This window comes from Cryobacterium sp. TMT4-10 (genome assembly GCF_004403275.1).
GTDB classification, from domain to species: Bacteria; Actinomycetota; Actinomycetes; order Actinomycetales; family Microbacteriaceae; genus Cryobacterium; species Cryobacterium shii.
In genome coordinates this window covers 11,950-37,443 of the sequence record NZ_SOGU01000056.1, presented here as the reverse complement: position 1 = coordinate 37,443, position 25,494 = coordinate 11,950, and the positions used below count along the sequence as shown (strand labels likewise).

Here is a 25,494-nt window from a genome sequence, read left to right as displayed (position 1 = left end):
GCGGAGCCGGGCGGAGCCGGGCGGAGCCGGGCGGAGCCGGGCGGAGCCGGGCGGAGCCGGGCGGAGCCGGGCGGTGGCGAGCCAGGGCCCACCTCCGCCCGGAGCCTCGGTTACTCGAGGGTGTGCGCCGCCAGGCGGGTGAGCCGCAGCACGGACTCCGCCTTGCCGAGGATCTCCATCGACTCGAACAGCGGCGGCGAGATGCGGCGGCCTGAGACGGCGACCCGCAACGGGCCGAAGGCCACTCGGGGCTTGAGTGCGAGGCCGTCGATCAGCGTCTCGGTGAGCGTGGTGTGCACGCGGTCGTGCGTCCATTCCGCTTCGGGAATGTCCAGCAGCGCCGCGGTGGAGGCGGCGAGGATCTCCTGGGAATTCTTCGGGAGCGAGGCGAGCGCATCCGGCTGGTAGGCCAGCGAGTCGCCGCCGATGAACAGGAAGCCGAGCATGCCGGGCGCCTCACCGAGCAGGGCGATGCGCTCCTGAACGAGCGGGGCCGCGGCCTCGAGGATGGCCTGCTGCACCTCGCTCAGCGGTTCCGTCACGTCGCCGGCGGCCACCAGGTACGGGATGACCCGAGCGGCGAAGTCCGCGGGGTCGAGCAGGCGGATGTGGTCGCCGTTGAGCGACTCGGCCTTTTTGAGGTCGAAGCGGGCCGGGTTCGGCAATACGTCGACAACGTCGAACGCGGCGATCATCTCATCGATCGTGAACACGTCGCGGTCGCTCGCGAGCGACCAGCCGAGCAGCGACAGGTAGTTGACCAGGCCCTCCGGCACGAAGCCGCGAGCGCGGTGGTGGAACAGGTTGGACTCGGGGTCGCGCTTGGAGAGCTTCTTGTTGCCCTCCCCCATCACGTAGGGCATGTGCCCGAAGCGCGGCACGAACGTAGCCAGCCCGATGTCGATCAGCGCGTGGTACAGCGCGATCTGGCGCGGCGTGGAGGAGAGCAGGTCTTCGCCGCGCAGCACGTGGGTGACGCCCATCATGGCGTCGTCGACCGGGTTCACGAACGGGTATAACGGATGCCCGTTGGGCCGCACCACGACGAAGTCGCTGAACGAGCCGGCCGGGAAGGTGATCTCGCCGCGAACCAGGTCGTCGAAGGAGATGTCCGTGTCCGGCACCTTCAGTCGCAACGCCGGCGAACGGCCCTCGGCGCGGAAGGCTGCCTTCTGCTCGTCACTCAGATCGCGTTCGAAGTTGTCGTAGCCGGCCTTGGGATCGCGTCCGCGTGCGACATTGCGCACCTCGATCTCCTCACCGGTGGCGAAGCTCTCGTAGATGTGGCCGGATGCCTTGAGCTTCTCAATGACGTCGGCGTAGATGTCGTAGCGCTCGGACTGGCGGTAGGGGCCGTGCGGCCCGCCGACCTCGACGCCCTCGTCCCAGTCCAGGCGCAGCCAGCGCAGCGCGTCGAGGAGCTGCACGAAGCTCTCCTCGGTGTCACGGGCCGGGTCGGTGTCCTCGATCCGGAAGATAAACGTGCCACCTGTGTGCCGGGCGTAAGCCCAGTTGAACAGGGCCGTGCGGATGAGGCCGACGTGCGGCGTTCCGGTCGGCGAGGGGCAGAACCGAACGCGGACGTCGGTGCCGGTGGCGGTGGAAAACGGGTGCGCTATTGTCTCAGACATCGACATCGAGTCTAGTTGGCGACGGCCCCGGCCGGGGCGGCCGCGGTGAGCGCGGTGAGCGCGGCCAGACGCCGCAGGGTCGCGGCGATGGCGGGCACTCCGGCGGCACCGGCGACCGTGACCGCGTGCAGGGTGCGGTGGTCCCGGGCCAGGGTCGGGCGGATGCTCACCGACGGGTGCGCCGCGACGGATGCGGGGGCGAGCCCGGCACCGACGGCCAGCGCGGGCAGCATCGCGACGCCGATTCCCGCCGCTACGAGGCCGAGCACCGCAGCCGTGTTGTCAGTCTCGTAGGAGATGCGGGGCGTGAAACCGCTGTGCTCGCAGAGCTCCAGCAGGTGACCGCGGCACCGCGGGCATCCGCCGATCCAGTTCTCCCCGGCCAGGTCGGCGAGGTCGACCGCGTCGTCGCCGGCGTGCGCGTGGCCGGCCGGCAACACGAGCAGCATCTCGTCCCGGCGGAGCGTGGTCACGACCAGGCCGTGCGCGCTGGCCCGGTGCGGGTCGACCCGGTCGCCGGGGTAGCTGAAGGTGATCGCCAGGTCGGCGTCGTCTTCGCGCACGAGAGCCACGGCCTCCGGCGGCGCGGCCTCGACGTAGGTGACGGTGATACCCGGATGCCGGCTCCGCAGATCCGCGATCAACCGGGGCACGATCGTGGCCGAGGCGGAGGGGAAGGCCGCCAGCCTCACCTGGCCGGCCCGCAGCCCCTGCAGCTCGGCCAGCTCTCCCGACGCGGCCTCCAGGGCGACGGTCACCGTCACGGCGTGCCGGGCGAGAAGCCGGCCGGCCTCGGTGAGCCGCACGCCGCGGCCGACGCGCTCGATCACGGCCATGCCGATGCGCTGTTCCAGCCGTTTGAGGTGCTGGCTCACGGCCGGCTGGCTGTAGCCCAGCGCGGCGGCCGCCGCGGTGATCGACCCGTGGGCGGCGATGGCACCCACGACGCGCAGGCTCTGCGCATCGAGAACGGGCGGGGCGACGGGAGTCATTCCCGAATTATAACCTGCGGCTATGTTTCACATCATTTAGTGGCTGTTGTCGAATGCATGCCCCCGCCGCATGCTGGAGGAATGAATCCGATCGACTCCCCCGCCGCGCGTTCGACCGACGCGCGCTCGGAACTGCCGGAGCTGCCGGAGCTGCCGGAGCTGCCGGAGCTGCCGCCCCACATCGGGGTGCGGGAGGCGCGCGCCCGGTTCCGCGGCGGCCGCGGCTACCTGGCCGCCTGCACGCTGGGGCTGCCGACCAGGGAGACGGAGGCGGCCCTTCGCGCGGACGCCGAGGCGTGGGCGCTCGGACAGGCCTCGGCGACGGGCTATGCCGCCGCCGTCGAGCGGGTTCGGCACGCGTACGCGGGGCTCGTGCACGTTCCGGTGAGCCGGGTCGCGATCGGGTCGCAGGCATCCGTGCTGGCCGGCCTGCTCGCCGCGAGCGTGCCCGACGGCGCGGAGGTGCTCTGCGTTGACGGCGACTTCAGCTCGATGGTGTTTCCCTTCCTCGGCCAGGCCCACCGCGGGGTCACCGTGCGGCATCTGCCGCTGGCTGAGCTGGCCGCCGGAATCACCGCCGACACCTGGCTCGTGGCCTGGTCGCTGGTGCAGTCGGCCACCGGCGCGGTCGCCGACACCGTGGCGATCAGGGCCGCGGCCGCACGGCACGGGAGCCTCACCCTCTGCGACACGACGCAGGCCGCCGGGTGGATGCCGGTGGACGCATCCGTCTTCGACGCCACCATCTGCCACAGCTACAAGTGGCTCTGCGCTCCCCGGGGCGTGGCCTTCCTGACCGTGACCGAGCGCCTGGCCGCCCGGCTGTTCCCCGTGCAGGCCGGCTGGTACGCCGGCCGGGACCCATGGGCCTCCTGCTACGGACCGGCCATGGACCTCGCGACCGACGCGCGCCGGTTCGACGTCTCCCCCGCCTGGAACGCCTGGGTGGGCGCCGAGCCCGCGCTGGACCTGTTCGGCCGGCTCGACCTGGCCGAGGTGCGCGATCACGCCGTGGCGCTGGGCGACACCCTCTGCACCGGGCTCGGCCTGGCGCCGGCCGGCCAGGCGATCGTGACCTGGCCGGATGCCGACGGCACCGACCTGGACCGGCTCACCCAGGCGGGGCTCACCGCTTCGGGCCGGGCCGGTCGGGCGCGGGTGGCCTTCCACCTCTGGAACGACGAGGACGACGTCGCCGACGCCCTCCGCGCCCTCCGCCCCTGACAATCCGCCGCCCGCCGCCCGCCGGTCCGGACCCGCAACCCACCGTCAAGCCCGGGCGCGGTCCGCCGAGCGGTGAGCAACTCCCCTCAAAAAGCGAAAAAGAGGGTCGGAACTCACGGCTCGGCGGGGTGGTCAGGCGGTCTTTTCGGTTACGGCCGCGATGATCGCGGTGGCGAGGGCGGCCGAGGAGGCCGGGTTCTGGCCGGTGTAAAGGTTGCGGTCGATCTCCATGTGCTCGCCCCACGCCTCGCCGGCGACGAAGTCGGCGCCCAGTTCGACCAGGCGGCTCTGCACGAGCCACTTCGCCTTCGGGGCGAGGCCGCCGAGGGTCTCCTCCTCGTCGGTGAAGCCGGTCATCCGGTAGCCGGTGAACGGCCAGCTACCGTCGGCGCGCTTGGCGGCGAGCATCGCGGCCGGTGCGTGGCAGAGCACGCCGAGGATGCGACCGGAGTCGAGGGCCTCGGTCATGATGGCGCCGGAGACGGCGTCGACGGCGAGGTCTTCCATCGGGCCGTGACCGCCCGGGTAGAAGACGACGTCGTAGTCGGCGACCGTGACGCTATCGATCGAGCGCGGTTCGTCGAGTTCGGTGCCGATCGTGTCGAGGTACGCGACGATGGCCTCGGCGCGGTCTTCGCCACCGGCGGCCGCAGGCGTCAGGCTGCCCGCGTCGATGGTGGGGGCGACGCCGCCGGGCGTAGCGATGGTGATCTGCCAGCCGGCCTCGGTGAACAGGCGGTGCGGTTCGGCGAGCTCCTCGGCCCAGTAACCGGTCGGGTGCAGGCTGCCGTCGTTGAGGGTCCAGTGGTCAGCGGCACTGACGACGAAAAGTACTGAATTCATGGTTTCTCCAGAGATTGTGATCGTATGAAAAGGATGCTGTCGGGTCGATCAGACGTTCGTGCGGACGACCATCTTGCCGGTGTTCTCACCGCGCATGAGACCGAGGAACGCCTCGACCGCGTTGTCGATCCCGTCGACGACCGTCTCGTCGAAGACGACCTCGCCCGAGGCGAGCCAGCCGGCCATGTCGGTGGAGAACGCGGCGAAGTGCTGCACGTAGTTGCCCACGATGAAGCCTTTGAGGGTCAGGCCTCGACCGATCATGTTCGCCAGGTTACGGGGGCCGACAGATGCCTCGGTGTTGTTGTACACGGAGATCGCGCCGCAGAGGGCAGCACGGCCGCCATCGTTGAAGGTGGCCAGGGCCGCCTCGAGGTGCTCCCCGCCGACGTTGTCGAAGTAGACGTCGATGCCGTCCGGAGCGGCGGCGGCGAGCTGCTCGGCGATGTTGCCATCCTTGTAGTTGAAGGCGGCGTCGAAGCCGTACTTCTCGGTCAGCAGGGCGACCTTCTCGGCCGAACCGGCCGAGCCGATCACGCGCTTGGCGCCCTTGAGCCTGGCGATCTGGCCGACCATGCTGCCGACGGCGCCGGCGGCGCCGGAGACGAAGACGGTGTCGCCTTCCTTGAGTCCGGCCACCTCGAGCAGGCCGACGTAGGCGGTGAGGGCGGTCATGCCGAGCACGCCGAGGTAGGCGGAGAGCGGCACGCCCGGGAGCTCGGGGACGACCCGGAATCCGGCGGCATCCTCCTGCACCAGGTCGCGCCAGCCGAACTGGTGCACGACCACGTCGCCGACGGCAACCGAGTCGGAGGCCGAGGCGACCACGCGGCCGACGGCCCCGCCGGTCATGGTGTCCCCCAGCGCGTAGGGCGCGGAGTAGGACTTGGCGTCGTTCATCCGACCGCGCATGTAGGGGTCGACCGACACGAATTCGTTGGCGACGCGCACCTGGCCGGCGGCCAACTCGGGCAGGTCGATCCGGATGGTGCTGAAGTCGGCATCCGTCGGCCAGCCGGTGGGGCGCGCGGCGAGCTGGATCTGGGTGCTGGTGGTGGACGAGGCCATCGGGGGCTCCTCTGCTATTTTGTAACGGATGGTCTAATATATTGTGTACTGAGCGATACACAAAACCACTCACAGGAAAATTGGAGGAAACGCGATGGGACGGATGCAGAGCTTCGAGCGCATCACCGTCGTGCAGGCGGCCCGGGACCTGTTCTGGGACAAGGGCTTCGACGCGGCCTCCCTCGCCGATCTGGAAGCCGCCACCGGACTCAAGCGATCCAGCATCTACCACGCGTTCGGCAGCAAGCGCGGCCTCTTCGACGCCGCCGTCGAGGACTACCAGGACACCGTGATCCGGCCGCGCCTGCGCATCCTGACCGGGGCCGGGGCCGGGGTCGGCCCCTCGGCCGGCCGCGCGTCACTGATCGCCTACTTCGCGGAACTCCGCTCGGCGGTGTGCGCCCTGCCGGAGGATTCCCCCCGCCGCGGCTGCCTGCTCGTGAACTGCGCCGCGGGCCTCGCCGCCCACGACGACCCGGCCCGCCAGGTCGTCGACGACTACCGGTCGGAGCTGACCCGCGCCCTTCAGGACGCCCTCCGGGCGGCCGGGTCGGCTCCGGGAGAATCCGGGCCTGACCGCGCCCCTGAGCGTGCGAGGACCCTGGCCTCACTGGGGATGAGCGCCATGCTCCTCGCCCGGGTCAACGCGGCCGAGTCGGTCGCCCTGCTCGACACGGCGCTGGACCAGATTCGGGCCTGGTTTCCGCAGGACGCGCCCGCAGCAGGCTGACAGTCGCGCGGCCGGGCTCAGGCCCGGCGCACCGGGTTCGACAACACGCCGATGCCCGCGATCTCGACCTGCACGGTGTCGCCGTCGGCGACGGCGCGGGCCCGGCCGGGGGCCCCGGTCAGGATGACATCGCCCGGCAGCAGGGTAAACACGCCGGAGACGAAGGAGATCATCTCCGCCACGGTGTGTTTGAGCAGCGCCGCGGTGCCCTCCTGGAAGGTCTCACCGTTGATGCGGGATTCGATCGAGAGGCCGGTCCAGTCGAACTCGGTGTCGATGACCGGGCCGAGCGGGCAGAACGAGTCGAAGCTCTTCGCCCGGGTCAGGTGCCCGTCCCGCTCGCGCAGGTCAACAGCGGTGACGTCGTTCGCGATCGTGTAGCCGAAGATGGAGTCCTCGGCGTCCAGCACGGACACGTTCTTCGTGATCTTGCCGATCACGATGGCGAGTTCGCCCTCCACCCGCACGTCCCGCGACGCGGCCGGCAGCACGATCGGGTCGCCCGGGCCCACGACGGCGGTGTTCGGCTTGAGGAAGAACCGCGGCTCGGAGTCCATGGCGACGGACTGCTCGTCTTCGTCGGCGAAGTAGGACCAGGCCATCCCGACGATCTTCGACCGCGGGATCACCGGGGCGAGCAGCTTCACGTCGCGCACGGGGACGCGCTGGCCGGTGGGGTCGTAGCCCGCGAACATCGGGTCGCCCTTGAGCACCACCAGCTCGTCGTCGTCGATGATCCCGAACGAGATCAGCCCGTCATTGTTGAACCGCGCGATCTTCATGCGGTTCCGGCCGGGGCGTCGAGGCGGGTGAGCCAGCCGTGGCGGTCGGGCAGGCGGCCGTACTGGATGTCGGTCAGTTCCTGGCGGAGCGCCATCGTGATCCGGCCGGCCGGCGCATCCGGGTCGCCGATTTCGAGGTTCGGACCCTTGAGCTGGGAGATGGGCGTGACGACGGCGGCGGTCCCGCAGGCGAACACCTCGGTGATGGCACCGGATGCCACCCCCTCCTGCCATTCGCCGAGGGTCACGTCTCGCTCCTCCACGGTCAGTCCCCTGTCCCGGGCCAGCTGGATGATGCTGTCGCGGGTGACGCCCTCGAGGATGGACCCGGTCAGGCGCGGCGTGACGATCGTGTCGGCGCCGTAGACGAAGAACACGTTCATGCCGCCGAGCTCGTCGATGCGGCTGCTGGTCTCGCCGTCGAGGAAGAGCACCTGCGCGCATCCGTTGTCGTAGGCCTGCATCTGGGGCAGCAGGCTGGCGGCGTAGTTGCCGCCGCACTTGGCCGCACCGGTGCCGCCGCGGCCGGCTCGGGAGTACTCGGTCGAGAGCCAGATCTTGATCGGGGCCACGCCGTCGGCGAAGTAGGCGCCGGCCGGGCTCGCGATCACGTAGTAGCCCACCTGGTGGGCGGCCCGCACGCCGAGGAAGCTCTCGTTGGCGATCATGAAGGGGCGCAGGTACAGGCTGGTCTCCGGAGCCGAGGGCACCCAGTCGCCGTCGATGGCGACCATCTGTTTGATCGATTCGATGAAGTCGGCCACCGGCAGCTCGGGCAGTGCCAGGCGGCGGGCCGAGCGCTGCAGCCGCTCCGCGTTCTTCTCGGGGCGGAAGGTCCAGATCGAACCGTCGGCGTGACGGTAGGCCTTCAGGCCCTCGAAGATCTCCTGCCCGTAGTGCAGCACGGAGGACGCCGGGTCCAGCTGAAGCGGGCCGTAGGGCATGACGCGGGCGTTGTGCCAGCCGTCGTCGATGGTCCAGTCGATCGCGACCATGTGATCGGTGAACTTCTTGCCGAATCCGGGGTCGGCGAGGATGTCCTCGCGCTCGACCTGCGACCGGGCCGCCTCGGAGGGCGTGACGGCGAAGCTCAGCGGGAAGGTCGTGGTCTCGGTGGACGTGGTATCGGTCGGTGTGGTCTCGCTGGGTGCTGCCTGGCTCATTGGAGTCCCTTGTCTGTCAGTCGGGTCACGATGGCATCGCCCACCTCGGAGGTGCTCCGGGGCGTCCGATCGCGGGCGGCGATATCCGCGGTGACGGCCGCGGAAACCCGCGTCGACGCATCCGCGAGGCCCAGGTGGTCCAGGAGGAGAGCGACCGAGAGGATGGCCGCGGTGGGGTCTGCCAGCTGCTTGCCCGCGATGTCCGGGGCCGAACCGTGCACGGGCTCGAACATGCTGGGGAACCGGCCCTCGGGATTGATGTTCCCGGAGGCCGCGAGACCGATGCCGCCGCTGATTGCGGCCGCCAGATCGGTCAGGATGTCGCCGAAGAGGTTGTCCGTGACGATGACATCAAACCTACTCGGATTCGTGACGAGGAAAATCGTCGCGGCATCCACGTGCAGGTAGTCGACGGCCACCTCGGGGAACTCGGCGGCGACGGATGCGACGACCCGCTGCCAGAGGCTACCGGCGAAGACGAGCACATTGGTCTTGTGCACGAGGGTGAGGTGTTTGCCCGGCCGGGCCTGGGCGACGGCGAAGGCGTGGCGCACGACCCGCTCGACGCCGAAGGCCGTGTTCACGGAGACCTCGTTGGCGACCTCGTGTGCCGTGCCCTGGCGGATGGCGCCGCCGTTGCCGACGTACGGGCCCTCGGTGCCCTCGCGCACGACGACGAAATCGACGTTGCCGGGGGCGGCCAACGGGCTCTGCACACCCGGGAACAGCACGCTCGGGCGCAGGTTGACGTAGTGGTCGAGCGAGAAGCGCAGCTTCAGGAGCAGTCCGCGTTCGATGTTGGCGTCTTTGAGACGGGGGTCCCCGGGGGTCCCGCCGACGGCGCCGAGCAGGATGGCGTCGTGGCCGGCGATCGAGCCGAGGTCCTCGTCGGTGAGCACGTCACCGGTTTCGAGGAACCGGGTCGCGCCGAGGGAGAACCAGGTCAGGTCGAAAGACACGTCCTCTGATGCCGTGGCGGCACCCAGGACCTTGACCGCTTCGGCGACGACCTCGGGGCCGATCCCGTCTCCGGGAATGACAGCGAGCTTGATCTGAGGGGACATTCGACTCCGTATGTCTGGACGTTGGCTGTAGATAAACCCTACTGCGACACATGAAGTGTCTAAGCTGGACAATTCCTGACAACCAACAGAAAGCAGTCAGCATGAGTATCGGATTCGGAATCTTCCTCCTCGTCGTCGGCGCCGTCATGGTGTTCGCCTTGAACGTCTCCGTGGAGTGGATGGACATCGAGCTGGTCGGCTACATCCTGATGGCTGCCGGCGCCGTCATCACCATCCTCGGCATCGTCCTGCTCACCCGCAAGCGCAGCACCCTGACCACCACCCGCAGCGCCATCGACCCGGCGAGCGGCGAGCAGGTCACCTCACAGAAGAGCTCCGTCGACGACATCCAGACGAACGGTCTTTAGCAGTACGGCACGCTGGCGGCGGCTCAGGTGGCTTTGCGCAGGGTGATCAGCGCCACCAACGCCGCCGCCAGCACCAGCCCGGCCCCGATCCAGGCCGTGGGCCCGATCCCGCCCGCGAACGCGTCGCGGGCGGACTGCAGCAGCAGGTCGGCCCGGCCGGCCGGCAGCCCGGCGGCCACGGCCACGGCGCCGCCGAGCGTCTCGGATGCGGCCGCGCGCTGCGCCGCTGTCAGCGATTCCGGCAGCACGACAGCGCTGCGGTAACTCGCCGTCAGGATGGTGCCGAGGATCGTCGTGCCGAGCACCGCACCGAGCTCGTACGCGGTTTCCCCGACAGCGGATGCCGCTCCCATCTTGTCCGCGGGAGCGCTCGCCACGATCAGTTCGTTCGACACCGTCTCGGCGGCGCCGATTCCGATCCCGAGTGCGACGAAAACCAGCGCGATGCCGGCCGCGTCCAGGTTCGCCCCGCCGAGCGCGGCGGCCGCATAGCCGCACGCCGAGATCAGCAGTGCCACCGGCACCACGATCGACGGCCGCACCCGGCGGGCGATCGGAACGATGACCAGGCCGGACACGATCATGGCCACCAGCCCCGGCACGAGCACGAGCCCGGCCGCCAGCGGTGAGAGGCCCAGGACGAGCTGCAGGTACTGGGACACGAAGAACAGCCCGCCGACGAGTGCGACAACGCTCAGCAGGTTGACGCCGATCGCCCCGCTGAACGCGCCCTGCCGGAACAGGGCGAGGTCGATCATCGGGTGGGTGAGCCGGCCCTGGCGGCGGACGAAGAGGATGCCCGCGGCGAGGCCGAGCACGATCGGAGCCAGGGCCGGGAGCGTGGCGCCGGCTTCGGCAACGGCCTTGATGCCGTAGACGACGGGCAGCATGGTGGCCAGTGAGAGCGCGATGCTCGGGGCGTCGATGCGCCCGGGGTTCGGGTCGCGGGATTCGGGCACCAGCAGCGGGCCGAGCACCAGGAGCGGCACCAGCAGCGGCACCGCCAGCAGGAAGACGGAGCCCCACTTGAAGTGTTCCAGCAGCACGCCGCCCACGACGGGGCCCAGGGCGCTGCCGGCGGCGAAACCGCTCGCCCAGATGGCGATGGCCAGTCGGCGCTGGTTGCGGTCGGTGAAGACGGACCGCAACAGGGACAGCGTCGGAGGCATCAGCATGGCGCCGAAGAAACCCAGCACGGCGCGATCGATGATGAGCCACTCGATGCTGGGGGCGAAGGCAGCCACGACGGAGACGGCTCCGAAGCCGGCCGAGCCGATCAGGAGCAGCCGGCGCCGGCCAATCCGGTCACCGAGGCTGCCCATGGCCACGAGGAGCCCGGCGAGCATGAGCGGGTAGATGTCGATCACCCAGAGCAACTGGGTTCCGGTCGGGCGGAGGTCCTCGGAAATGGCCGGCAGGGCGAGGTTGAGCACCGTGTTGTCGATCGATACCAGGAGCACGGGCAGCATCAGAACGACCAGGGCCCACCACCGGCGGCGGGAGCTGATCACCCGGCTCTCGGCTGCAATGGGGCTGGTCTCACGGAGGGAGTTGGACACGGTGACGACTGCTTTCGGCTTCAGGGACGGTGACTGTACCGTCCGGACGGTGAAGTAAACCGTCCAGACGGTATAGTAGCACCATGACCTCTGCCCCCGCTTCCCCGGCCGGGACCGCGCCGCGCCCCTCCCCCACGCGCGATCGCCTCCTCGACGCCTTCGCCCAGCTGCTGATCGACCAGGGCGAACGGGCGAGCACCCTCGAGGCGGTCGCCGCGGCCGCCGGCCTCTCCAAGGGCGGCCTGCTCTACCACTTCGGCTCGAAGGACGCCCTGATCGAAGGGCTCCTGTCGCGGCTGGACGCGCTCGTGGCCGACGATGTCGAGCGGATCCGGGCGGCGCCGGCGGGCGCGGTAGACTACCTGATCCGCACGTCGATGAGCGAGGGCACTCCCCTCGACCAGGCGATCGGGGCCGCCGTCTGCCTGGCGCAGGGGGCGCATCCGCTCGCCAACCGCACCCTGGCTTCAACTCGGCGCCAGTGGCTGAGCGCTATCGAGGAGGCGGTGGGAGACCCGGACGTGGCCGAGACGATCATGCTCATCAGTGACGGGCTGTACTACGAATCCACCCTCGCGACCCCGGGCCGGCTCGCCGCCGATGAGACATCGGCGGCGAGACTGGACCGGTTGCTGGCCGTGATCGGGCGAATGGCCGAGCGACCCGCGATCGGGTGACTACTCGGGTGATTACTCGGTGATGGCGATTTCGACCATGATGTCGGCCTCGATCGCGTCGCGCACCTTGGCCAGCAGGGTGGCCGGAACGGGCGAGTCCACCGTGAGAACGCTGAGGGCCTTGCCGCCGGCCACGTGGCGGGCGATCTGCATCCCGGCGATGTTGATCTGCGCCTCGCCGAACTCACGGCCGTAGACCGCGACGATGCCCGGACGGTCCGTGTAGAGCATCACGATCAGGTGTTCGTCGAAGGGAACCTCGACGTCGTAGCCGTTGATCTCGACGATCTTCTCGATCTGCTTGGTGCCGGTCAGGGTGCCGGAGACCGACACCTGCGAGCCGTCCGCGAGGGCGCCGCGCAGCGTGATGACGTTGCGGTACTCCGGCGATTCCTTGTCGGTGATCATGCGCACGGCGACGCCGCGCTGTTCGGCCAGGAGCGGCGCGTTGACGTAGGACACGGTCTCACTGACGACATTTGTGAAGATGCCCTTGAGTGCGGCGAGCCGGAGCACGCTCACGTCGTAGTCGGCGAGCTCGCCGCGCACCTCCACGTCGACGCTGGTCAGCGGGCTGTGGGCGCCGAGACCGGAGAAAACCTGGCCGAGCTTCTCCACCAGCGGGATGCCGGGGCGCACGTAGGGGTCGATGACGCCGCCGGCGACGTTGACCGCGTCGGGGACGAGCTCACCCGACAGGGCGAGGCGAACCGACTTGGCGACGGAGACGCCGGCCTTCTCCTGGGCCTCGTCCGTGGACGCGCCGAGGTGGGGCGTGGTGATGATGTTGTCGAGGCCGAGCAGCTTCGACCCGGTCGGCGGTTCGTTGACGAACACGTCGAGGCCCGCGCCGGCGATCGTGCCTGCGGTGAGGGCGTCGTAGAGGTCGTCCTCGTTGATGAGGCCGCCGCGGGCCACGTTCACGACGAACGCGGTGGGCTTCATCAGCTTGAACTGCTCGGCGCCGATCATGCCGTTGGTCTCGGGCGTCTTGGGCATGTGGATGGTGATGAAGTCCGACTGCGCGAGAAGCTCGTCCAGGCTGACCGGCTGCACGCCGAGCTGCTGGGCCCGGGCGGAGGTGATGTAGGGGTCGTACGCGATGATGTTCGTGCCGAAGGCCTGCATGCGCGCCGCGATCAGGGCGCCGATCCGGCCGAGGCCGATGATGCCGATGGTCTTTTCGTACAGCTCGACCCCGGTGTACTTGGAGCGCTTCCACTGCCCCTGCGCCAGCGCGCCGTGGGCGGCCGGGATGTGACGGGCCAGGCTGATGATGTGGCCGACGGTCAGTTCTGCTGCGGAAATAATGTTGGAGGTCGGGGCATTGACGACCATGACGCCCGCGGCCGTGGCCGCTTTAATGTCGACGTTGTCGAGGCCGACGCCCGCACGGGCGATGACCTTGAGCAGCGGTGCGGCGGCGATGGCCTCGGCATCCACCTTCGTGGCGGAGCGCACCAGCACGGCGTGGGCGGTGGCCAGCTCATTGAGCAGAGCAACCCGGTCTGTGCCGTCTACGGAGCGAACCTCGAAGTCGGGCCCGAGGGCGTCGACGGTGGCAGGTGATAGTTCTTCAGCAATCAAGACAACTGGTTTTGACACGAAAACGGATCCTCCGATAGCAGCGTAAAAGCGTTGAATGCGCCGCGACCCTGGGGCGCCCGATATGGCAATATTCTATCGGCTGCAGAATGGGGGCATGAGCATCGTTACCTTCCCGGACGTCCAGTGGGCACTCCGCATCGTTCTGGCCGTGGTTTTCATCGGGGCCGGGATCACCCACTTCCTGCCGCCCGTGGCACGCACGATGGCCGCGATGATCCCGCCACGACTGCGTTTCGCCGGGCCGCTGAGCCCTCGGAATCTGGTGATCGTGACGGGTCTCTGCGAAATCGCCGGCGGCATCGGTCTGCTGATCGGTAGCACGATTGTTACAGCCGGGGTGAGCCTGGTGGTCTTTCTGGCCGCCGTCTTCCCGGCGAACGCCTTCGCCGCCCGCTACCCGGACCGCTTCGGCCCCGCCGCCATCCCCCTCGTGCCGCGCCTGATCGGCCAGCTCGTGCTGATGGGCCTGATCGTGGTGGCCATTCTCTGACCGGACCCGGTCAGGCGATCAGACTGCCGAGTCCGAACATGAAGATGTCGGCGGCGATGGCCGCGTTGAGGCAGAGCCCGGCGAGGAACAGCGCCGCCTGGGCGCCCGCTCCCCTGGCACGGCCGAGCCAGGCGGCCAGCAGGTAGACGAGGATGGGCAGCAGAATGCCGGTCAGCAGCACGAACAGGCCGAAGCCGCTGAACTGGGTGTCGAGGCCCTGCGCGGTCTGGTTCAGGCCGACCAGGTTGCCGATCCCCTCCCAGATGTCGTACGCGTAGAAGAGGCCGAACACGATGGCGATCCCGAAACGGAGCCAGCGCGGGGTACGGCGCCGGGAGGCGGGTGCGGCAGCGGATGTCGTCAGTTTCGCGTCGCTCATGCGCTCGCCCCGTTTCCGAAGATGAACGGCAGCGGCGCGAGCAGCACCACCCCGAGGAGCAGCCAGCCGATCCGCGCTCTCGGATGGGTGCGGGTCAGCCAGAACGTCACCGCGAACCAGACCGCGGGAGCGGCGACGGCCAGCCAGAGTCCGAGGGAGAACATGAACTGGCCCAGCACGTCGACCAGGGGGTTCTGGATCCGGCCGACGCCGACGAACCAGCCGATCGTGTAGAGCAGGTAGACGCCGCCGAAGACGCCCAGGGCGACCAGAGTCAGGGAACTCATCGGCACCCGCCCGCGGGCTGCCTCGGCGGCTTCCACGGCCGCGGTCGGGCCCGCCACGGTCCAGCCCTCCGGCACCTCCGAGATGTCGGGCTCACCGGCCTGCTCGGCAGGGGCCTCGGCGGGTCGCTCGACGGCCGCGCCGGGGCGCCCCGTCTCGGTCCCGGACGCCAGCGTGGGGTCGTCGTCTCCGGCCCAGCCCAGGGCGTCGCTGTCCCGATTATCGCCGTTGCCGGTTCCAGAAGTCATGGCTCCAGCGTACCGAGTCTGATCACACTCGGATGGTCACACCCGGCTGATCACGACCTTCAGGGCCTTCGTCTCGGCAGCGCGGGAGAAGGTGTCGTAGGCGTCCAGGATCTGGTCGAAGCTGAACCGGTGCGTGGCGAGCTTCTCTGCGGGGATCCTGTGCTGGGCCACCAGTTTGAGCAGCATGGGCGTGGTGTTGGTGTTCACCAGCCCCATGCTGATGTTGATGTTCTGGATCCACAGGTTTTCCAGGTGCAGCTCGACGGACTTCCCGTGCACGCCGACATTGGCCACGTTGCCCCCGGGACGCACGACGTCGAGGGCCATGGAGAAGGTCTCCGGGATCCCCACCGCCTCGATCGCCACGTCGACTCCGGCGCCGTCGGTCAGGGCGAGGACCTGCTCCTTCCAGTCGGCGGCGCCCGAGACGACGGCATCCGTCGCCCCGAACAGGCGCGCCTGCTCCAGACGGTTCTCGTCCAGGTCCACGGCGATGATGGTGCCGGCGCCGTACAGCCCGGCCGTCGCGATGGCAGCCAGCCCGACCGGCCCGGCCCCGATCACGGCGACCGCGTCACCCGGCTTGACCCGGCCGTACTGAACCCCAATCTCGAATCCGGTGGGCAGGATGTCGGAGAGCATCACGCCCTGCTCGTCGCTCACTCCCTCCGGGAGCTTGTGCAGGGAGTTCTCCGCATACGGCACCCGCACGTACTCGGCCTGGGTTCCGTCGATGAGGTGGCCGAAGACCCAGCCCGTGCCGGACGCTCCCTCGTCGCCGAGGCAGTGCGAGTACAGCCCGGTCTTGCAGTTCACGCAGTGCCCGCAGGACTTGATGCAGGAGATGATGACGCGGTCGCCGACCGCGAGGCTCTGCACGGCGTTGCCGACCGCCGTGATCGTGCCGACGCCCTCATGCCCGAGGATGCGGCCCTCCTGCACGGCCGGAACGTCGCCCTTCAGGATGTGCAGGTCGGTGCCGCAGATGGTGGTGGTGTCGACCCGCACGATCGCGTCGGACGACTCGACGATCGTCGGGTCGGGCACGTCCTCCCAGGCATTCTTGCCGGGACCGTGGTAAACAAGCGCCTTCATGGTGACTCCTTCGTCGACGGGTTCCGGGTATTCCCCCGGCGTCGAACACGGTACTCCCGTAGACTTTTTCCATCACGGATGGGGAGTCCCACGGCAATCCCTTCGCCCTTACCGGCGCCCCGGAACCGCGCATCGGCTGGTATGACCTGAACGGATGCCGGCTGTACGCCGAAGTGCGCGGCGCCGGTCCGCCGGTGCTCCTCATGGGTGCCGCCAGCGACGACGCCGAGATGTTCCGGCCGATCGCCGAGCGCCTGGCCGGTTTCACCGTGGTGACGTGGGAACCTCGCGGCACCCGGCGCAGCGGCCGCGAGGACTGGCCGTGTGATTCGGCCCGGCACGCCGACGACGCCGCGGCGCTGCTTCGGGCGCTGGGCCTCGCCCCCGCCGCGGTCTTCGGCGCGAGCGCCGGCGGGATCGTGGCGCTGCAGCTGGCGCTGCGGCATCCGTCGCTCGTGCGCCAGGTGCTCGTCTTCGAGCCGGGGTACTTCCGGCACACCGCGAACGGTGTCGCCCTACTGAACCGGGTCAACGACGCCGTGCGGGTCCCAGGTGCGCTTGAGCCCGCTGAGGCGCCGGAGTTTCGCGGGCCCGAAGACGGCCAATGCTGCGGCCAGCGGGTCCTGGTCAGGTTCCGCCCCGAGGAAGTTCACGTACTGGCAGCCCGAGGCGAAGGGCTCCATCTCGGCGGCGAACCCGCGCACGAACGCGATCCGGGCTTCGTCGTCGGCGGCATCGGGCCAGAAGCCGTAGATGTTCAGCCAGAACTGTGCCGCCCGGTTCGGGAACGGGGGGGCCTCCTCGTCGACCCGTGCGACCGCGCCGCCCATGTGGTGGATGTCGAATCCCGTCCCACGCCAGGTCTGTTCGGCCGCCCGGCGGGCGATGACCTGGATCACGTCGTCGTCGAGCCGGTCGAAGGAGGTGTTCTTCCAGTACCCACGCACGCCCCGGGGGAAGAGCTCGTCGACGGCAGACTGCCATGCGGTCCAGCGCGCCGGTTCGACCACCTCGGCGTCGGGCGGCGCGGCCCGGCGCAGTCGGTCCACGATCTCCTCGCCGGCCGCGATGTCCGGTGACGCCCAGGCGAAGCCGAGCAGCATCAGCGGGTCGTCCCCCGGCTCCCAGCCGGGCGGCGGCACCAGGAAGCTGATGATCGAGGTCAGCTCGGCGGGCAGGTCTCGGGTCCAGGCCTCGAAGGCGCGGAGCGCCTCCAGCCAGCGGTCCCGACCGTAGACGAGGTTGCCGGAGAACACCTCGGCGGGCAGCGGATGCGCCTGGAACGTGAACGTGGACACCACCCCGAAGTTGCCGCCGCCTCCGCGCAGCCCCCAGAGCAGTTCGGAGTTCTCGGAGTCGCTCGCCGTCACGTTCTCCCCCGCCGCGGTCAGGACCTCGGCGGCGACCAGGTTATCGATGGTGAGGCCGTGGGCGCGGGCGAACTGCACCACCGGACCGATGTCGCCCGCATCGGCAGCCCGCACGACCGCGACCGGGTGGCGATCGATCATGCCGTTCCAGACGCGTCTGGCCTCGTCGTAGCCGGTGTCGCCGACCGTGATCACGAGACCGGAAATATGCCTCTGCAGGTCGTTCACCGCGTCGAGGGAGTGGGGATGCCCGCTCTGCTGCCGTGTCGTCTGCTTGCCCATGGGTTCACCTGCGATTGCCGTCGTCGATGTCTGCTGGCCGCGCGTGAGGAAAGTGGAAGCGGCCGGGTTCATCCACTGGAAACCATGTTAAACACCTGCCGGCCGCGGCAAGCACCCCGGACGCATGCCCCGGGCCATCAGCGGTTTTAACGCGCAAACGGGGCCGATCGTGTGGATCGGCCCCGTTGTTGATACGCGCTTGGGTGTTAGCGCGCGGCTTCGCCGTCGACGTAGTCGTCGTCGGAAGAGGCGTTCCAGGCGAACAGCTTGCGCAGCTCGCGGCCGGTGGCCTCGATCGGGTGCTCTTCGCCCTTCTTGCGCAGGGCGAGGAACTCCGGCGCTCCAGCGTCCTGGTCCTGGATGAACCGCTCGGCGAACGCGCCGCTCTGGATGTCGGCGAGAACGGCCTTCATGTTCTCCTTGACGTGCGGGTCGATCACGCGCGGGCCGGAGACGTAGTCGCCGTACTCTGCGGTGTCGGAGACGCTCCAGCGCTGCTTGGCGATGCCGCCCTCCCACATCAGGTCGACGATGAGCTTGAGCTCGTGCAGCACCTCGAAGTAGGCGACCTGCGGCTGGTAGCCGGCCTCGGTCAGAACCTCGAAGCCGTACTGGATCAGCTGCGACGCGCCGCCGCAGAGAACGGCCTGCTCGCCGAAGAGGTCGGTTTCGGTCTCTTCGGTGAACGTGGTCTTGATGCCGGCGGCGCGCAGGCCACCGATCGCCTTGGCGTAGCTGAGGGTGAGCGGCCAGGCCTGGCCCGACGCGTCCTTCTCCACGGCCACGATCACGGGGACGCCGCGGCCGGCCTCGTACTCACGGCGCACGGTGTGGCCCGGTCCCTTGGGGGCGACCATGACGACGTCGATGCCCTCGGGGGCCTGGATGTAGCCGAAACGGATGTTGAAGCCGTGTCCGAAGACGAGGGCCTTGCCCTCGGCCAGGTTCGGCAGGACGTCGGCGGCGAACAGGTGACGCTGCACCTGGTCGGGCGCGAGGATGACGATGACGTCGGCCCAGGCGGATGCCTCGGCGGTGCTGAGAACGGTGAAACCGGCCTCTTCGGCCTTGGCCTTGGACTTGGAGCCCTCCTTGAGACCGATGACGACCTCGACACCCGAGTCGCGGAGGTTCTGCGCGTGGGCGTGGCCCTGCGAGCCATAGCCGATGACGGCTACCTTTTTGCCCTGGATGATCGACAGGTCGGCGTCTTTGTCGTAGTAAATCTCAGACACGGGGTAATTCTCCTTAGTGTGGGGATTGGGTCGAGCTGGTGGAGACCGGAAGGTCAAACGGTGGAGACCGGCAGGTCAGTTCTTGAAGACGCGTTCGCTGATGGATTTCGATCCGCGGCCGATGGCCAGCAGGCCGGACTGGGCGATTTCCTTGATCCCGTAGGGCTCGAGGACGCGCAGCAGAGCCTGGGTCTTGCCGGAGTCGCCGGTGACCTCGATCACGACGGCGTCCACGGACACGTCGACGACGCGGGCGCGGAAGAGCGTGACGGCTTCCAGCACCATGGACCGGGTCGTGTTGTCGGCGCGCACCTTGACGAGCAGGTGTTCGCGCTGCACGGACTGCGCCGGGTCCAGTTCGACGATCTTGATCACGTTGATCAGCTTGTTCAGCTGCTTGGTCACCTGTTCCAGCGGGGCGTCCTCGACGTCGACGAGGATCGTGATGCGGGACAGACCGGGGACCTCGGTGTGACCGACGGCGAGGCTCTCGATGTTGAATCCGCGGCGGGCGAACAGGCCGGCGACGCGGGTCAGCAGGCCGGGCTTGTCCTCGACCAGGAGGCTCAGAACGTGGCTGGTCATGGTTATTCCTCTCCCCAGGTCGGTGCATGGTCCTTGGCGTACTGGACGTAGCTGTTGCTGACGCCCTGCGGCACCATCGGCCAGACCATCGCGTCGCGGCTGACCACGAAGTCGATCACGACCGGGCGGTCGTTGGTCGCGAGCGCCAGCTTGATGGCGTCGTCGACCTGGTCGGCGCTGGTCACGCGGATGGCGAGGGCGCCGTAGGCCTCCGACAGCTTCACGAAGTCCGGCACCATGTCGGAGCCGTGCCCGGTGTTGAGGTCGGTGAAGGAGTGCCGCCCGTCGTAGAACAGGGTCTGCCACTGGCGCACCATGCCCAGGGAGGAGTTGTTGATGATCGCGACCTTGATCGGGATGTTGTTGATCGTGCAGGTGGCGAGTTCCTGGTTGGTCATCTGGAAGCATCCGTCGCCGTCGATCGACCAGACCACCCGGTCGGGCTCGGCGACCTTGGCGCCCATCGCCGCGGGGATGGAGTAGCCCATCGTGCCCGCTCCGCCGGAGTTCAGCCAGGAGTTGGGACGTTCGTACTTGATGAACTGGGCGGCCCACATCTGGTGCTGGCCGACGCCGGCCGCGTACACGGCCTCCGGCCCGGTCAGTTCGCCGATGCGCTGGATCACGAACTGCGGGCTCATCAGCCCGTCGGTGGGTTCCGCGTAGCCGAGCGGGAATTCCTCGCGCAGGCCGCTGAGGTAGGTCCACCAGGCGCTGATGTCGGGGGTCGTCGTCTTCGCGGCGGCCGCGTAGGCGGCGGTGAGGTCGGCGATGACATCCTTGGCATCGCCGACGATCGGCACATCGGCGGCGCGGATCTTGCCGATTTCAGCGGGGTCGACATCGACGTGCACGATCGAGGCGTGCGGCGCGAACTCGGAGACCTTGCCGGTGACCCGGTCGTCGAACCGGGCGCCGAGCGCGATGATCAGGTCGGATTCCTGCAGGGCCAGCACCGCGGACACGGTTCCGTGCATGCCGGGCATGCCCAGGTGCTGCTGGTGGGAGTCGGGGAACGCGCCTCGGGCCATCAGGGTGGTGACGACGGGCGTGTTGGTCAGCTCGGCGAAGGCGAGCAGTTCTTCCGACGCCCGGGCGCGGATGACGCCGCCGCCGACGTAGAGCACGGGCTTCTTCGCCTCGGCGAGCAGCTGGGCCGCGGCCTGCACCTGCTTGCCGTGCGCCTTGGTGATGGGGCGGTAGCCGGGCAGGTCGAGCTTCGGCGGCCAGATGAAGGGCGCCTTCTGCTGCTGGGCGTCCTTGGTGATGTCCACGAGCACGGGGCCGGGACGGCCGGTGGAGGCGATCAGGTGCGCCGAGGCGATGGCCGCGGGGATGTCCTCGGCCCGCTTGACCAGGAAGGAGTGCTTGGTGATCGGCATGGTGATGCCGACGATGTCGGCCTCCTGGAACGCATCCGTGCCCATCAGGGTCGAGAAGACCTGACCGGTGATGCAGAGGATCGGCACCGAGTCCATGTAGGCGTCGGCGATGGCCGTGACCAGGTTGGTGGCGCCCGGGCCGGAGGTGGCGATGGCCACGCCCACCCGGTTGCTGGCGGACGCGTAGCCCTCGGCCGCGTGGCCGGCGCCCTGTTCGTGGCGCACCAGGATGTGCCGGATGGAGTCCTGTGTCATCAGCTCGTCGTAGAGCGGGATCACGGCGCCGCCGGGCAGGCCGAAGACGTCGGTCACTCCCAGCAGTTCCAGCGATCGGATGATGGCCCCCGAGCCGGTCAGGATCTCCGGCTTGCCCTGGCCCGCGTCCACGGACGCGGCGGCGGTCGAGGGCGAGGGCGATGGCGATGGCGATGGCACGGGTGAGGTGTCCGCGGTCATGAAATCAAATCCCTAGTTCGATTGCGAATGGTGAGCTAGCCGGTCACGGCGCCAACGGCCGCGGACTGCACGAGCTTCGAATACTTGGCGAGAACGCCCCGGGTGTAGCGCGGAGGCAGAGCGGCCCAGCCAACACTCCGGACGGCCAGCTCATCAGGGTCGACCAGTAGGTCGAGCGTGCGAGCTGCGATATCGACCCGTATGAGATCACCATCGCGCACGAAGGCGATTGGACCTGCGTCCACCGCTTCGGGTGCTATATGGCCGATGCACAGTCCGGTTGTGCCGCCTGAGAATCGACCGTCCGTTAAGAGTAGTACATCGGCGCCGAGCCCGGCGCCCTTGATGGCCGCGGTGATCGAGAGCATCTCCCGCATTCCCGGGCCGCCCTTCGGGCCCTCGTAGCGGATGACGACCACGTCACCCTTCTCGATCGTGCCCTCGGTGAGGGCGTCCATGGCGGCGCGCTCGCGCTCGAACACGCGGGCCGGGCCCTCGAACACGTCGGAGTCGAAGCCGGCGGTCTTGACGACGGCGCCCTCGGGGGCCATCGACCCCTTGAGGATGGTGATGCCGCCGCTGGCGTGGATCGGGTTGTCGAGCGTGCGCAGCACCTCGCCGTCCAGTTCGGGTGGGTCGACCTCGGCCAGGTTCTCGGCGACGGTCTTGCCGGTCACGGTGAGCGCGTCGCCGTGGATCAGCCCGGCCTCGAGCAGGGCGCGCATGACGGCGGGAACCCCGCCGTGGCGGTCCACGTCGTTCATGACGTACTTGCCGAACGGCTTGAGGTCGCCGATGTGGGGAACCTTGTCGCCGATCCGGTTGAAGTCGTCGAGGGTCAGGTCGACCTCGGCCTCGTTCGCGATGGCCAGCAGGTGCAGCACCACGTTGGTGGAGCCGCCGAACGCCATCGCCACCGCGATCGCGTTCTCGAAGGCCTTGCGGGTCAGGATGTCCCTGGCCGTGATCCCCAGGCGCAGCAGGTTGACGACGGCCTCGCCGGAGCGGTGCGCGTAGTAGTCGCGGCGGCGGTCGGCGGAGGCGGGCGAGGCGGAGCCGGGCAGGCTCATGCCGAGGGCCTCGGCGACGCTGGCCATCGTGTTGGCGGTGTACATGCCGCCGCAGGCACCCTCGCCGGGGGCGAAGGCGCACTCGATCCGCTTGGCGTCGGCTTCAGACATCCGCCCGGCCTTCACCGCGCCGACCGCTTCGAACGAGTCGATGATGGTGATGTCTTTTTCGGTGCCGTCGGAGAGCTTGACCCAGCCGGGCGCGATCGAGCCGGCGTAGAGGAAGACACTGGCCAGGTCGAGGCGCGCGGCGGCCATCAGCATGCCGGGGAGCGACTTGTCGCAGCCGGCCAGGAGCACGGAGCCGTCGAGTCGCTCGGCCTGCATGACGACCTCGACCGAGTCGGCGATGACCTCGCGGGACACCAGGGAGAAGTGCATGCCCTCATGGCCCATCGAGATGCCGTCGGAGACCGAGATGGTGCCGAACTGAAGCGGGTAGCCGCCGCCGCCGTGCACGCCTTCCTTGGCGGCCTGCGCGAGGCGGTCCAGCGACAGGTTGCAGGGGGTGATCTCGTTCCAGGAACTGGCGATACCGATCTGGGGTTTTTCCCAGTCGGCGTCTCCCATCCCGACGGCACGAAGCATCCCACGAGAAGTGGTGGCTTCGATCCCGTCTGTCACGTCGCGGCTGCGTGGCTTCAGATCGATCTCAGTCATGCACTGAGTCTAGAACCTCGAAGTGGGGCTCAGTTCGCCCGGGCCTCGGCCGCGGTGGCGGCCGCCTCCCGGATGTCCGCGATGATTCCCAGCACCCGGGGAACCTCCTCAGGCCCCCGCACGCGGTAGCCGGCCAGTGACGGCCCGGCGCCGATCTTGAGGCCGAGGTCACCCTCGTGCAGCACCGCGAAGGCGTCCTCGTCGGTCAGGTCGTCCCCGGCGTAGAACACCCGGTCGGCTCCCGTGTACTCGCGGAGCCGCTCGAGCGCGTCCCCCTTGGTGCTGCCCCGCACCGCGAACTCGAGCACGTCCTTGCCGGCGCGCACGGTCATCCCGGGTATCAGCACGCTGAGCTGGTCCCTGGCCTCCTTCTGGGCGGCCTGGCCGGCCTGCGGCGTGGCCAGGCGGGTGTGCAGGGCGCGCCCCGCGGGCTTTCGCTCAATCCAGGTGCCCTCGACGGATGCGGAGATGCCCTCGAGCACCCGGTTCAGGGTTTCCAGTTGTTCCAGTTCGGCGGCCACGAGATCCAACTGGATGTCGGCGGTGTCGAGCTGCACCTCGATCCCGTGGGAGCCGGTGAGCAGCACGTCATCCTGCGGGTCGGACACGTACCGCAGGCTGACCAGGGCCCGGCCGGAGACGAAGGCCACCCGCACTCCGTCCAGGTCGAGCAGGCGCTGCACGGCGCCCCGGGTGCCGTCCACGGCCCGCGCATCTTCCGGCCGGTCGACGTGCGGGGCGAGGGTCCCGTCGAAGTCGAGGGCCACGAGGAGCTTGTCCGCGCCGCTGACCTCGCGGAGCGCGCCCACGAGGGCGTCGGGGATTCCGGGGCGCACGGCGGCTCCTTCGGTGAGGGTGCGGAGGAAGGACGAGGACCAGGCGGCGACGTCGTTGTCGAAGACCTTGCGGCGCAGCGCGCGCATCCGTCGCTGACGTTCCGGGCGGGGCATGGCGATCGCCCGGAGGATGGCCGCCTTTACCCCGTCGATGTCGTGCGGGTTGATCAGCACGGCCTGCTTGAGCTCGTCGGCGGCCCCGGCGAACTCGCTCAGGACGAGTACGCCGTCGCGGTCGAAGCGCACAGCGACGTATTCCTTGGCGACGAGGTTCATGCCGTCCCGGAGCGCGGTGACGAGCATCACGTCCGCGGCCAGGTACAGGGCGACCATCTCCTCCCGCGGGTAGCCGTGGTGGTGGTAACTGATGGCGGTGTGGCTGATGGTCGAGAAGTCCCCGTTGAGCCGGCCGACCGCCAGTTCGATCTCGTCCCGCAGCGCGATGTAAGGCCCGACCCGTTCGCGGGAGGGGCTGGCCACCTGCACCAGGGTGACGTCCTCGACGCTCAGGCTGCCGTCGGCGAGCAGCTCGCCGAAGGCCTTGATCCGGTGCGCGATGCCCTTGGTGTAGTCCAGGCGGTCGACGCCGAGCATGATGGTCTTCGGGTTGCCGAGGTCTTCGCGGATCTGGCGGGCGCGCGCCTGAACCTCGGGGTCACGGGCCAGTTCCTCGTAGGAGGCCGCGTCGATGGAGATCGGGAAGTGTTTGGCGATCACTCGCCGCGTCTGGCCGTCGGGCGCCGGAACGTCGATGGCGACGCCGCGGGTCGGGTAACCGTAGAGGCGGCGCACGGCCCGGGAGAAGTTGCCCGCGTCGGCCAGGCGCTGGAATCCGACCAGGTCGGCCCCCAGCAGGCCGTCGAGGATCTGCTTGCGCCAGGGCAGCTGGGCGTAGATCCCGTAGGGCGGGAAGGGGATGTGGTTGAAGAAGCCGATCACGAGGTCGGGGCGCGCCTCGCGCAGCATCCGTGGCACGAGCTGCAGCTGGTAGTCGTGCACCCAGACGGTCGCGCCGGTGGACGCGGCGGCGGCGGCGGCCTCGGCAAAGCGCCGGTTGACCCGGACATAGGCGTCCCACCACTCGCGGTGAAAGCTCGGCGGTGCGATCACGTCGTGGTACAGCGGCCAGATGGTGTCGTTGGAGAAGCCCTCGTAATAGTCCTCGAGGTCGGCTTCGCTCAGCCGCACCGGCACGATCGAGATGCCGTCGTTCTCGAACGGTTCGAAGGTGCGGTCGGCGACTCCCGGCCAGCCGACCCAGGCGCCGTCGGAACTCCGCATCAACGGCTCCAGGGCGGTGACCAGCCCGCCGGGCGAGGTGCGCCAACTCTCGGTGCCGTCGTCGGCGACGTCGATCTCGACCGGGAGGCGGTTGGAGACCACGACCAGGGAATAGGTCACGTCGTGGCCAT

General features: G+C 69.1%; 23 protein-coding genes and 1 pseudogene. 6 read left to right on the top strand and 18 right to left on the bottom strand.

Annotated elements, in window-relative coordinates; all coding sequences use genetic code 11:
* Nucleotides 1–110: 110 nt before the first annotated feature.
* Nucleotides 111–1,631, bottom strand: a complete 1,521-nt coding sequence (gene gltX / locus E3T42_RS08730) for a glutamate--tRNA ligase (protein ID WP_134365233.1) — start codon at nucleotides 1,629–1,631, stop codon at nucleotides 111–113.
* An 11-nt stretch (nucleotides 1,632–1,642) separates the two neighbouring features.
* Entirely contained in the window at nucleotides 1,643–2,623 is a 981-nt protein-coding gene (locus tag E3T42_RS08725; RefSeq protein ID WP_134402829.1) for a LysR family transcriptional regulator, read from the bottom strand.
* Between the two features lie 81 nt (nucleotides 2,624–2,704).
* On the opposite strand from E3T42_RS08725, the gene E3T42_RS08720 reads away from it, so the two are divergent.
* Nucleotides 2,705–3,847 carry an aminotransferase class V-fold PLP-dependent enzyme gene (locus tag E3T42_RS08720; protein ID WP_134402828.1) on the top strand — a complete coding sequence of 381 codons (1,143 nt, stop codon included), beginning with the start codon at nucleotides 2,705–2,707 and terminating at the stop codon, nucleotides 3,845–3,847.
* A 132-nt stretch (nucleotides 3,848–3,979) separates the two neighbouring features.
* Here E3T42_RS08720 and E3T42_RS08715 read toward each other — a convergent pair whose 3' ends face one another.
* Together E3T42_RS08715 and E3T42_RS08710 are read right to left on the bottom strand one after the other, a co-directional pair.
* Nucleotides 3,980–4,690, bottom strand: coding sequence for a type 1 glutamine amidotransferase domain-containing protein (locus tag E3T42_RS08715; RefSeq protein ID WP_134365230.1), 711 nt, complete (start codon nucleotides 4,688–4,690; stop codon nucleotides 3,980–3,982).
* Nucleotides 4,691–4,738: 48 nt separating this feature from the next.
* Complete coding sequence (locus E3T42_RS08710; protein WP_134365229.1) at nucleotides 4,739–5,758, bottom strand: NADP-dependent oxidoreductase; 1,020 nt, start codon at nucleotides 5,756–5,758, stop codon at nucleotides 4,739–4,741.
* Nucleotides 5,759–5,852: 94 nt separating this feature from the next.
* Here E3T42_RS08710 and E3T42_RS08705 point away from each other — a divergent pair, with 94 nt between their 5' ends.
* Complete coding sequence (locus E3T42_RS08705; protein WP_134402827.1) at nucleotides 5,853–6,488, top strand: TetR/AcrR family transcriptional regulator; 636 nt, start codon at nucleotides 5,853–5,855, stop codon at nucleotides 6,486–6,488.
* A 17-nt stretch (nucleotides 6,489–6,505) separates the two neighbouring features.
* Here E3T42_RS08705 and E3T42_RS08700 read toward each other — a convergent pair whose 3' ends face one another.
* Genes E3T42_RS08700 through E3T42_RS08690 form a run of 3 tightly spaced genes read right to left on the bottom strand, consistent with a single transcriptional unit; the run spans nucleotide 6,506 to nucleotide 9,497 of the window.
* Nucleotides 6,506–7,270 carry a fumarylacetoacetate hydrolase family protein gene (locus E3T42_RS08700; protein ID WP_134365227.1) on the bottom strand — a complete coding sequence of 255 codons (765 nt, stop codon included), beginning with the start codon at nucleotides 7,268–7,270 and terminating at the stop codon, nucleotides 6,506–6,508.
* Nucleotides 7,267–8,433 (bottom strand): branched-chain amino acid aminotransferase, encoded by a 1,167-nt coding sequence (locus E3T42_RS08695; protein WP_134365226.1) that lies wholly within the window; start codon nucleotides 8,431–8,433, stop codon nucleotides 7,267–7,269. Before E3T42_RS08695 ends, E3T42_RS08700 begins: the two co-directional genes overlap by 4 nt.
* Nucleotides 8,430–9,497, bottom strand: coding sequence for a 3-isopropylmalate dehydrogenase (locus tag E3T42_RS08690; protein ID WP_134365225.1), 1,068 nt, complete (start codon nucleotides 9,495–9,497; stop codon nucleotides 8,430–8,432). The genes E3T42_RS08695 and E3T42_RS08690 overlap by 4 nt, the downstream gene beginning before the upstream one ends.
* Nucleotides 9,498–9,598: 101 nt before the next feature.
* Here E3T42_RS08690 and E3T42_RS08685 point away from each other — a divergent pair, with 101 nt between their 5' ends.
* Nucleotides 9,599–9,865 carry a DUF6458 family protein gene (locus E3T42_RS08685; protein WP_134365224.1) on the top strand — a complete coding sequence of 89 codons (267 nt, stop codon included), beginning with the start codon at nucleotides 9,599–9,601 and terminating at the stop codon, nucleotides 9,863–9,865.
* 23 nt (nucleotides 9,866–9,888) lie between these two features.
* On the opposite strand, the gene E3T42_RS08680 is transcribed toward E3T42_RS08685, so the two are convergent.
* Nucleotides 9,889–11,394 carry an MFS transporter gene (locus E3T42_RS08680; protein ID WP_370262106.1) on the bottom strand — a complete coding sequence of 502 codons (1,506 nt, stop codon included), beginning with the start codon at nucleotides 11,392–11,394 and terminating at the stop codon, nucleotides 9,889–9,891.
* 113 nt (nucleotides 11,395–11,507) lie between these two features.
* Between E3T42_RS08680 and E3T42_RS08675 the strand changes: the two genes are divergently transcribed.
* Entirely contained in the window at nucleotides 11,508–12,101 is a 594-nt protein-coding gene (locus tag E3T42_RS08675; RefSeq protein ID WP_134365223.1) for a TetR/AcrR family transcriptional regulator, read from the top strand.
* Nucleotides 12,102–12,113: 12 nt separating this feature from the next.
* Here E3T42_RS08675 and serA read toward each other — a convergent pair whose 3' ends face one another.
* Complete coding sequence (gene serA, locus E3T42_RS08670) at nucleotides 12,114–13,706, bottom strand: phosphoglycerate dehydrogenase (RefSeq protein WP_134402826.1); 1,593 nt, start codon at nucleotides 13,704–13,706, stop codon at nucleotides 12,114–12,116.
* Nucleotides 13,707–13,803: 97 nt separating this feature from the next.
* Here serA and E3T42_RS08665 point away from each other — a divergent pair, with 97 nt between their 5' ends.
* Nucleotides 13,804–14,199, top strand: coding sequence for a DoxX family membrane protein (locus tag E3T42_RS08665; protein WP_134365221.1), 396 nt, complete (start codon nucleotides 13,804–13,806; stop codon nucleotides 14,197–14,199).
* Between the two features lie 10 nt (nucleotides 14,200–14,209).
* Here E3T42_RS08665 and E3T42_RS08660 read toward each other — a convergent pair whose 3' ends face one another.
* From E3T42_RS08660 to E3T42_RS08650, 3 genes are read right to left on the bottom strand one after another with little or no spacing between them, the layout of a single operon-like run.
* A complete protein-coding gene (locus E3T42_RS08660) occupies nucleotides 14,210–14,578 on the bottom strand; it encodes a hypothetical protein (RefSeq protein WP_134402825.1) in 369 nt (122 codons plus the stop codon).
* Nucleotides 14,575–15,111, bottom strand: a complete 537-nt coding sequence (locus E3T42_RS08655) for a DNA polymerase III subunit gamma/tau (protein WP_134365219.1) — start codon at nucleotides 15,109–15,111, stop codon at nucleotides 14,575–14,577. The genes E3T42_RS08660 and E3T42_RS08655 overlap by 4 nt, the downstream gene beginning before the upstream one ends.
* A 36-nt stretch (nucleotides 15,112–15,147) precedes the next feature.
* Nucleotides 15,148–16,206 carry a zinc-dependent alcohol dehydrogenase family protein gene (locus tag E3T42_RS08650; RefSeq protein ID WP_134402824.1) on the bottom strand — a complete coding sequence of 353 codons (1,059 nt, stop codon included), beginning with the start codon at nucleotides 16,204–16,206 and terminating at the stop codon, nucleotides 15,148–15,150.
* Nucleotides 16,207–16,379: 173 nt separating this feature from the next.
* Between E3T42_RS08650 and E3T42_RS08645 the strand changes: the two are divergent.
* A pseudogene (locus tag E3T42_RS08645) lies at nucleotides 16,380–16,661 on the top strand (alpha/beta fold hydrolase); the annotation flags it as partial.
* Nucleotides 16,662–16,721: 60 nt separating this feature from the next.
* Here the strand turns inward: E3T42_RS08645 and E3T42_RS08640 are convergent.
* The 6 genes from E3T42_RS08640 to E3T42_RS08615 all read right to left on the bottom strand — a co-directional run bounded on the left by E3T42_RS08640 (nucleotide 16,722) and on the right by E3T42_RS08615 (nucleotide 25,483).
* Nucleotides 16,722–17,858, bottom strand: a complete 1,137-nt coding sequence (locus tag E3T42_RS08640) for an FAD-binding oxidoreductase (protein ID WP_134402823.1) — start codon at nucleotides 17,856–17,858, stop codon at nucleotides 16,722–16,724.
* Nucleotides 17,859–18,064: 206 nt separating this feature from the next.
* Nucleotides 18,065–19,093, bottom strand: a complete 1,029-nt coding sequence (gene ilvC / locus E3T42_RS08635) for a ketol-acid reductoisomerase (RefSeq protein ID WP_134365217.1) — start codon at nucleotides 19,091–19,093, stop codon at nucleotides 18,065–18,067.
* 75 nt (nucleotides 19,094–19,168) lie between these two features.
* Complete coding sequence (ilvN, locus tag E3T42_RS08630; protein WP_134365216.1) at nucleotides 19,169–19,678, bottom strand: acetolactate synthase small subunit; 510 nt, start codon at nucleotides 19,676–19,678, stop codon at nucleotides 19,169–19,171.
* 2 nt (nucleotides 19,679–19,680) lie between these two features.
* Complete coding sequence (locus E3T42_RS08625) at nucleotides 19,681–21,516, bottom strand: acetolactate synthase large subunit (RefSeq protein WP_134402822.1); 1,836 nt, start codon at nucleotides 21,514–21,516, stop codon at nucleotides 19,681–19,683.
* Between the two features lie 35 nt (nucleotides 21,517–21,551).
* On the bottom strand, nucleotides 21,552–23,246 hold the full coding sequence (gene ilvD / locus E3T42_RS08620) for a dihydroxy-acid dehydratase (protein ID WP_134365214.1): 1,695 nt from the start codon (nucleotides 23,244–23,246) through the stop codon (nucleotides 21,552–21,554).
* Nucleotides 23,247–23,275: 29 nt separating this feature from the next.
* A complete protein-coding gene (locus E3T42_RS08615; protein ID WP_241975940.1) occupies nucleotides 23,276–25,483 on the bottom strand; it encodes a bifunctional alpha,alpha-trehalose-phosphate synthase (UDP-forming)/trehalose-phosphatase in 2,208 nt (735 codons plus the stop codon).
* Nucleotides 25,484–25,494: the final 11 nt, after the last annotated feature.